We start from the raw sequence: 6,948 nt of genomic DNA on the forward strand, positions 1-6,948 counted from the left end.
CCCCCCCCCCCCCGCCCCCCCCCCCGCGGGCCGCCCCCCGCGGCCCCTTCCGTCGTTTATTTTTTCTTCTATTTCTTCTTCTCCGACACGCTGCTGCCGGCCGTTTTGGCCAGATGCAGGCTGTCGATCATCCCTACCAGACAGATCAAGGCGATAAACACAAACGACAGGCGGAAGCTGATCCCCGGTAGTTCAGTAAGATGCAGCCAGTCGCCGACCTGCTCGCCCAGGCGAATGCCAATCGCCCCGAGCGTGATCCCCAGCCCTACCGCCAGCTGCGACGCGGTACTGAACAGCGTATTGGCATCACTCATCTGCGCGGCGGGGACATCGGCAAAGGCCAGCGTGCTTACACCGGTAAACTGGATTGAGCGAAACACCCCGCCGAGATAAAGGATCAGCATGATGGCCCAGACCGGCGTCTGCGGCGTAAGCAGCGCGCAAGCCAGCAGCGAACAGACGTTCAACGCGCCATTGATCAGCAGTAGCCGACGAAAGCCCAGCCAGCGAATGAGCGGTGTGGTGGCGGGTTTAATGGTTAAATTACCGACAAACACCGCCAGCACCAGCAGGCCGGAATGAAAAGGATCCATACCGAATCCCACCTGGAACAGCAGGGGGAGCAGAAAAGGCACCGCGCTGATGGAGGCCCGGAACAACGAGCCGCCGTACATTGTCACCCGGAACGTCGGCACCTGCAGGGCGTCGAGACGAACCATAGGCGCCACCGCCCGGCGGAAATGACGAATGGAATATAACAGACAGCCGAAGCCAAGCGCGGCGAGAGCCAGCGTCGGCCAGATCTGCGGCTGGCGATCGCCGAGCCGCTCCATCGCGGTCACCAGACTGACCATCGCGACCGAGGTAGTGATAAATCCGCTGAGATCGAAGGAGCGCCGTTCCGTTTCGCGAATATCAGGGATAATGCGCAGCGAAAGGATGATGGCGGCAAGGCCCAGCGGGACATTGATAAAGAAGATCCAGTGCCAGCTGGCGTAGCGGGTTATAAAGCCGCCCAAAGGCGGGCCGATAATGGGGGCCACCAGCGCCGGCCAGGTCAGGGTGGCGATGGCCTTGATCAGCTGGTGTTTCGGCGTGGTGCGTAGCACCGCAAGGCGACCAACGGGGACCATCAGCGCGCCGCCGACTCCCTGAAGGATACGCATGGCGACAAAGATATGCACCTCGGTGGAGAGGCCGCAGAAGACCGAGGCAAGGGTAAAGATCGCCAGGGCGAGAGTAAAAATAGCCCGGGCGCCGAAGCGATCGGCGATCCAGCCGCTGGCCGGGATCAGGACCGCAAGGGTAATCAGATAGGCGCTGATGCCGATATTCAGTTCGACCGCGGTGACGCCAAAATCCCTCGCCATATCGGGCAGGGCGGTGGCGATCACCGTCCCGTCGAGAAACTCCATAAAAAAGGCACCGGCCACCAGCAGCGCCGGCGCTGAAAAAGCACGTTCATCGCGGGAAGAGATCGCGGTATTCATGTTGTCACTGCCATCAAGAGTGTGATCCTGTGCAAAGCGGCAGGAGACGACCCGCCAGCCAGTAGGGTAGATAAAAAAACCTGCGACGGCAGGTTTTATTATCGTTAACGATTTAGGGTACTATTACGCTCCTGAAAAAAGGAGTAATTAATGTCTCAACATCTTACCGAACACGACGAGCTGGTTTCCGATGTGGTTGCCTGCCAGCTGGTTATCAAACAGATCCTCGATGTCATTGACGTCATTGCGCCGGTGGAAGTGCGTGAAAAAATGACCACTCAGCTGAAAGCTATCGACTTCGCCAGCCATCCGGCCTCTGCCGATCCGGTGACCCTTCGCGCGGTGCAAAAAGCGATCGCGTTGATTGAGCTGAAGTTTACTCCACAGGAAGAAACGCATTAATACCAGGCCTCGCCGGATACCGGCGGGGCCTTCTTCTTTAATGGGAAACGACGCTCTGCGCAGGCGCAGGGGCAGCATCTTTGAACAATTTGCTGTTGCCCCAGCACTCTTCGTAGCGATGGCCGACCAGATCCTCCACGATAACCCGCACGTCCGGCGCAATATCGCTAATTTTGCCGCCCGCTTTTATCCGCGCGACTTCCTGCAGCACCACCAGATGGGCCTTCCGGTCCAGCTTCATCTGCTTGCTGAAGACGATGGCGGCCAGGGCTAATGCGATCACCCCGACGCAGAATACCACTGCGATAGCGGTCACCGCGCTTTCCGGTTGGCTGTGCGCTTTTGACTGGAAACCGTAGAAGCTCAGGATCGCCCCCATCGAGAACACCACAATCGAGCGAAGAATTTTTCCTGAGAAGGTCATGGCGCCGGCATAGATCCCTTCCCGCCGGCGTCCGGTGTAGATCTCATCGACATCGGCCAGGAAGGTGTAAACGGTCCAGGGTATATAGTAAACCCCGCCGGTACCCAGGCCGAACAGCACGGTAATGCCGAACATCAGCACTGTCGCCAGGCCGGACGGTAGATGGAAAAACCACAGCGAGGTATACAGCAGAACCGCGAAAATGACGATCCCCAGCGCCAGGATATAGGGTTTGCTGAAGCCCTTTTTCACGCACAGGCCGATAAACAGCGCCGTAGAGATCAGCTGCAGAATCGAGTTCAGGCTGTTCAGCCCGGCCACCATCGCTGGATCGTGTTGTAGAACGAAGATCACGAAATAGGTGAAGATGGAGGCAAACAGCCATTCCGCGCCAAAGCCGCACAGGTACATACCAAGATGTTTGCGGAATACGCGTAGATAAAAAGTCGAACGCATATCTTTCGCCAGCGACAGCAGGGTGCTCAGCAGTCCTTTTTTCGCGCTGGTTTCCACCTCTTCCCCGCGCTCACGCTCCCAGCTGCACAACCACAGGCAGGAAATAGCGACGATCAGGATCGCGCCATAGGTCAGACCGGTGAGGAAGAAAGGGGTGGCAGAATCTTTGCCATACAGCAGAATGAACTGGCCGGGAATAAACGCCGCGAGGAAGTTGGCCAGCTTACCAAAGATAGCTTTATAGCCGGTCAGTTTTGAACGCAGTGAGAAATCATCGGTCATCTCTGTCGCCAGCGTTTCATAAGGCACCATGATAGAGGTGTAGATGATCTCAAACACCACATAGGTGCTAAGGTAGTACCAGAAACTCAGGCCTTCCACCCACAGCAGCGGGTAGAACATCATCAGCGGAATACCGATTAGCAGAAAGAAACGCCGGCGGCCGAAGCGCTTGCCCAGGCGCGTTTTGCCAAAATTATCCGTCAGATAGCCCATCAGCGGGTTGCTGATAGCGTCAATGATGCTGGCGACGGAGAAGATAAATGAGGCCTCGATCAGCGTCAGGCCGCAAAAGGTCGTATAAAAATAGAGTAGCCATGCGCCGCTTATCGCCAGTGCGCCGCTCCCTAACAGATTTCCGCCGCCGTAGGCTAACTGATGGCGTAACAAGATCGGTCTTCCCTGCAGCCCTTCAGAGGCTGAAGCCGTGTATCTAGCCATAAAAAATAAACCTCGTGTTTTATATTTTTGAAACGCTGTTTTTATATTTCTTTATGGTTCGTCAAAAAGTGACCGCGCTCACTAATCCCCCTTATGGGGTAACGGTGATGAGGGAATGGGATCGAGTTAAAACTTTTTTATTCTTGAAAGGAATAATAGGGAAGAAAAAATAGACGTAATGGATTAATAAACCGGGCGGGGCAGCGCAGACGCGCTCCCCCTGGCAGAGCGATAACGGCTTGATTAATGCGCTTTCTGCGCTTCTCCAACGATAGCCATCAGACGCCGATCGGTCTGCTCCATCCCGAGACCGGCTTTATCGGCATTACGAATTTCCTCAAGCACGCTTTGCAATAGCAGGCCATCCTGCTGCTGCTCTTCCGCCAACAGCGTGAGAAACCGCCAGGTGCTGTCATCGCTTTGCGCTTTGGCTTCCTGAGCGAGACCGCTCAGCAGACGACTGCGCTGTTGGTAATCGCTCAGGGTTTGGGTAAACAGATCTTCCAGCGAGGTGCACTCAGGGTTACAGGCGTGGTCGGGATTGACGATCGGCCAGCTGCCGGCTTTTTTCAGGTAGTCAAATACGCGCATAGTGAGGGTGATGCTGCTTTGCGCGCGGGTGCGCAGAAACGTCGCGGCGCCGTCGAAGCGATGTCGGGCGCACCACTCACTTAAGTTCAGGTAAACGTTAGAGGCGTGAAACTCAAGATTCATTTGGGTGTTTAGCTTTTGTGCCATTCCTGGAACTGCCATAAAAAATATCCTTATTAACCGGGAAGGGGTTACTGGTGCGCGTCAGCGGATCCTGCGGATAACTACAAGATAAAATAGTGACACGCGGCACTGTTGCAGAATAATAAAACTCTACACATTCCGTATGAGTCGGGTATTTTTTCCATTTGCCGACGATTTAAGAATACTCGCTCAACGAAATTAAGAAAACTCTCAAGCGCGGTAATTTACGTTTTGTTACACCATTATTTGTGCAAACTACCAGGGCTGAGATTGTGCGCCGTTGGCAGGGGCTCGCTGGTTTCAGATTGGTTATAAGATATAAGTATTTGACTACGAGATTCGTCGTAGAAGAGAACGGAATAAGTTATTTAATTAGTAATGTTTCAGGTTGATGATCATTATTTTTATTTTTTGTTGCAGGCGCTTTTATCAAGAGGAATATATTTTTTCTATTCGGAATAAATTACGCCAAAGATCCGTTTTTTCGCGATATTAAGCGGGCCATGTGGCTAAGCGGTGCGAGGTGGGTTGCCATTTGAGTGGCGCACAGGCGATCGCCCGTAGCAGCGCCGTCAATCGCTGATGATAACAGTGCTGTAACCCTCCGTTAAACATCCTCTGACAACACAAGGATAAGCCTGCTGATGGTATAGATGATCCTGCTATGCCCCGGTAAAATTGTATGACAATTGTGTCATTTTTTATGTCATTTTTTGCTAAATGTATGTACGCAATTACTGTAATTCCGCGATGTGATAATGCTCTCGTATGGAGAAATAATTTCCGGGTATTACTACTCTAACAACGGCAGTGGGGAATGCGATTTTTCTAATGCCTTGTTTTGATGACGATTAAATTGTTAATTCCGATTTTTCCCTACATGAAAGCGAATTAAAGCTGGAGTTTACCATGCACAAATTTACTAAAGCGCTGGCGGCCATTGGTCTCGCTGCGGTTATGTCACAATCAGCTATGGCGGAAAATCTTAAACTGGGTTTTCTGGTGAAACAGCCGGAAGAGCCATGGTTTCAGACTGAGTGGAAATTTGCTGATAAAGCAGGAAAAGATTTAGGCTTTGACGTTATTAAAATTGCGGTCCCGGATGGGGAGAAAACCCTGAATGCCATTGACAGCCTGGCGGCCAGCGGCGCGAAGGGCTTTGTCATCTGTACCCCCGATCCCAAGCTCGGGTCGGCGATTGTCGCCAAAGCGCGTGGCTATGACATGAAGGTGATTACCGTCGATGACCAGTTCGTCAATGCGAAGGGCAAACCGATGGAGAGCGTACCGCTGGTGATGATGGCGGCGAGCGAAATTGGCGCCCGTCAGGGGCAGGAACTCTATAAAGAGATGCAAAAGCGCGGCTGGGATGTCAAAGACACCGCCGTAATGGCGATCACCGCCGATGAGCTGGATACCGCGCGCCGTCGCACCACCGGCTCCATCGATGCCCTGAAGGCGGCCGGCTTCCCGGACGCGCAAATCTACCGCGTGCCGACAAAATCCAACGATATCCCGGGAGCGTTCGACGCCGGTAACTCGATGCTGGTCCAACATCCGCAGGTTAAACACTGGCTGATCGTCGGGATGAACGACAACACCGTCCTCGGCGGCGTGCGCGCGACCGAAGGTCAGGGCTTTAAAGCTTCCGATGTGATTGGCATCGGCATCAACGGCGTGGATGCCGTCAACGAACTGTCGAAGGCGCAGCCGACCGGCTTCTATGGTTCTCTGCTGCCAAGCCCGGATATCCACGGCTACAAAACCAGCGAAATGCTCTACAACTGGGTCACCAAGGGCGTCGAGCCGCCGAAGTTCACGGCGGTGACCGATGTGGTGCTGATTACCCGCGATAACTTCAAAGAAGAGCTGGCGAAAAAAGGGCTGTAACAGCCTGATTAAACTGGCCCCCGCCGCGGCGCGGGGTCTGAGTGCAGAAGAGCGGAGTCGTTATGCAACAGTCTACCCCTTATCTCTCATTTCGCGGCATCACCATGACGTTCCCTGGCGTAAAGGCCTTGTCCGATATCAGTTTTGACTGCTATCCAGGACAGATCCACGCGCTGATGGGCGAAAATGGCGCAGGCAAATCGACGCTGTTGAAAATTCTCAGCGGCAACTATATCCCGACCGCGGGTCATCTGCAGATCGGCGGCCAGCAGATGGCATTCGCCAATACCATGGAGGCGCTGAATGCCGGCGTGGCAATCATCTACCAGGAGCTGCATCTGATCCCGGAGATGACCGTCGCCGAAAATATCTATCTCGGTCAGCTGCCGCACAGAGGCGGCATCGTCAATCGCTCGCTGCTCAACTATGAGGCCCGCCTGCAGCTGGAGCATCTGGGTCTGGATATCGACCCGGAGACGCCGCTGAAATATCTCTCCATTGGTCAATGGCAGATGGTGGAGATTGCCAAAGCGCTGGCGCGTAACGCCAAGATTATCGCGTTCGATGAGCCGACCAGCTCGCTCTCCGCCAGAGAGATCGACAACCTGTTTCGCGTCATCCGCGAGTTGCGGGAGGAGGGAAGGGTCATCATCTATGTTTCACACCGGATGGAAGAGATTTTTGCCCTCAGCGATGCCATCACCGTCTTTAAAGATGGCCGCTACGTTTGCACCTTTGACGATATGCCGAGCGTCAGCCACGACGCCCTGGTCCAGGCAATGGTAGGCCGCAATCTGGGCGATATTTATGGCTGGAAGCCCCCCCCCCCCC

Annotated in this window: 7 protein-coding genes and 1 pseudogene; 4 read left to right on the forward strand and 4 right to left on the reverse strand. The window is 54.3% G+C overall.

Annotated elements, in window-relative coordinates; genetic code table 11:
• Nucleotides 1–68 precede the first annotated feature (68 nt).
• Complete coding sequence (locus tag HMPREF9538_RS19945) at nucleotides 69–1,490, reverse strand: MFS transporter (RefSeq protein ID WP_009484440.1); 1,422 nt, start codon at nucleotides 1,488–1,490, stop codon at nucleotides 69–71.
• 150 nt (nucleotides 1,491–1,640) lie between these two features.
• Between HMPREF9538_RS19945 and HMPREF9538_RS19940 the strand changes: the two genes are divergently transcribed.
• A complete protein-coding gene (locus tag HMPREF9538_RS19940; protein ID WP_002911524.1) occupies nucleotides 1,641–1,892 on the forward strand; it encodes a DUF2766 family protein in 252 nt (83 codons plus the stop codon).
• Between the two features lie 37 nt (nucleotides 1,893–1,929).
• On the opposite strand, the gene HMPREF9538_RS19935 is transcribed toward HMPREF9538_RS19940, so the two are convergent.
• Nucleotides 1,930–3,441 carry an MFS transporter gene (locus HMPREF9538_RS19935; protein ID WP_020316570.1) on the reverse strand — a complete coding sequence of 504 codons (1,512 nt, stop codon included), beginning with the start codon at nucleotides 3,439–3,441 and terminating at the stop codon, nucleotides 1,930–1,932.
• Nucleotides 3,442–3,506: 65 nt separating this feature from the next.
• Between HMPREF9538_RS19935 and HMPREF9538_RS19930 the strand changes: the two genes are divergently transcribed.
• Complete coding sequence (locus HMPREF9538_RS19930) at nucleotides 3,507–3,665, forward strand: hypothetical protein (RefSeq protein ID WP_009484442.1); 159 nt, start codon at nucleotides 3,507–3,509, stop codon at nucleotides 3,663–3,665.
• 70 nt (nucleotides 3,666–3,735) lie between these two features.
• On the opposite strand, the gene HMPREF9538_RS19925 is transcribed toward HMPREF9538_RS19930, so the two are convergent.
• Nucleotides 3,736–4,245: a non-heme ferritin-like protein gene (locus HMPREF9538_RS19925; protein ID WP_004175413.1), complete on the reverse strand. Its 510-nt coding sequence runs from the start codon at nucleotides 4,243–4,245 to the stop codon at nucleotides 3,736–3,738.
• A gap of 434 nt (nucleotides 4,246–4,679) precedes the next feature.
• Nucleotides 4,680–4,775 (reverse strand): annotated as a pseudogene (locus tag HMPREF9538_RS32135) (hypothetical protein); the annotation flags it as partial.
• 361 nt (nucleotides 4,776–5,136) lie between these two features.
• Here HMPREF9538_RS32135 and HMPREF9538_RS19920 point away from each other — a divergent pair.
• Together HMPREF9538_RS19920 and HMPREF9538_RS29485 are read left to right on the forward strand one after the other, a co-directional pair.
• The gene (locus HMPREF9538_RS19920) at nucleotides 5,137–6,117 is read left to right on the forward strand and encodes an arabinose ABC transporter substrate-binding protein (protein WP_009484443.1); all 981 of its coding nucleotides are present in this window, start codon (nucleotides 5,137–5,139) and stop codon (nucleotides 6,115–6,117) included.
• 62 nt (nucleotides 6,118–6,179) lie between these two features.
• Nucleotides 6,180–6,948 (forward strand): ATP-binding cassette domain-containing protein (locus tag HMPREF9538_RS29485; RefSeq protein WP_009484444.1); only part of this gene is annotated, 769 nt, incomplete at its 3' end.

This window comes from Klebsiella sp. MS 92-3, from assembly GCF_000195655.1.
Classification (GTDB): domain Bacteria; phylum Pseudomonadota; class Gammaproteobacteria; order Enterobacterales; family Enterobacteriaceae; genus Klebsiella; species Klebsiella pneumoniae.

Bases quoted from the DNA above. Each gene is read 5' to 3' on its own strand.
- HMPREF9538_RS19945 (WP_009484440.1), bottom strand. From the start codon at position 1,490: ATGAATACCGCGATCTCTTCCCGCGATGAACGTGCTTTTTCAGCGCCG.
- HMPREF9538_RS19940 (WP_002911524.1), top strand. From the start codon at position 1,641: ATGTCTCAACATCTTACCGAACACGACGAGCTGGTTTCCGATGTGGTT.
- HMPREF9538_RS19925 (WP_004175413.1), bottom strand. From the start codon at position 4,245: ATGGCAGTTCCAGGAATGGCACAAAAGCTAAACACCCAAATGAATCTT.
- HMPREF9538_RS19920 (WP_009484443.1), top strand. From the start codon at position 5,137: ATGCACAAATTTACTAAAGCGCTGGCGGCCATTGGTCTCGCTGCGGTT.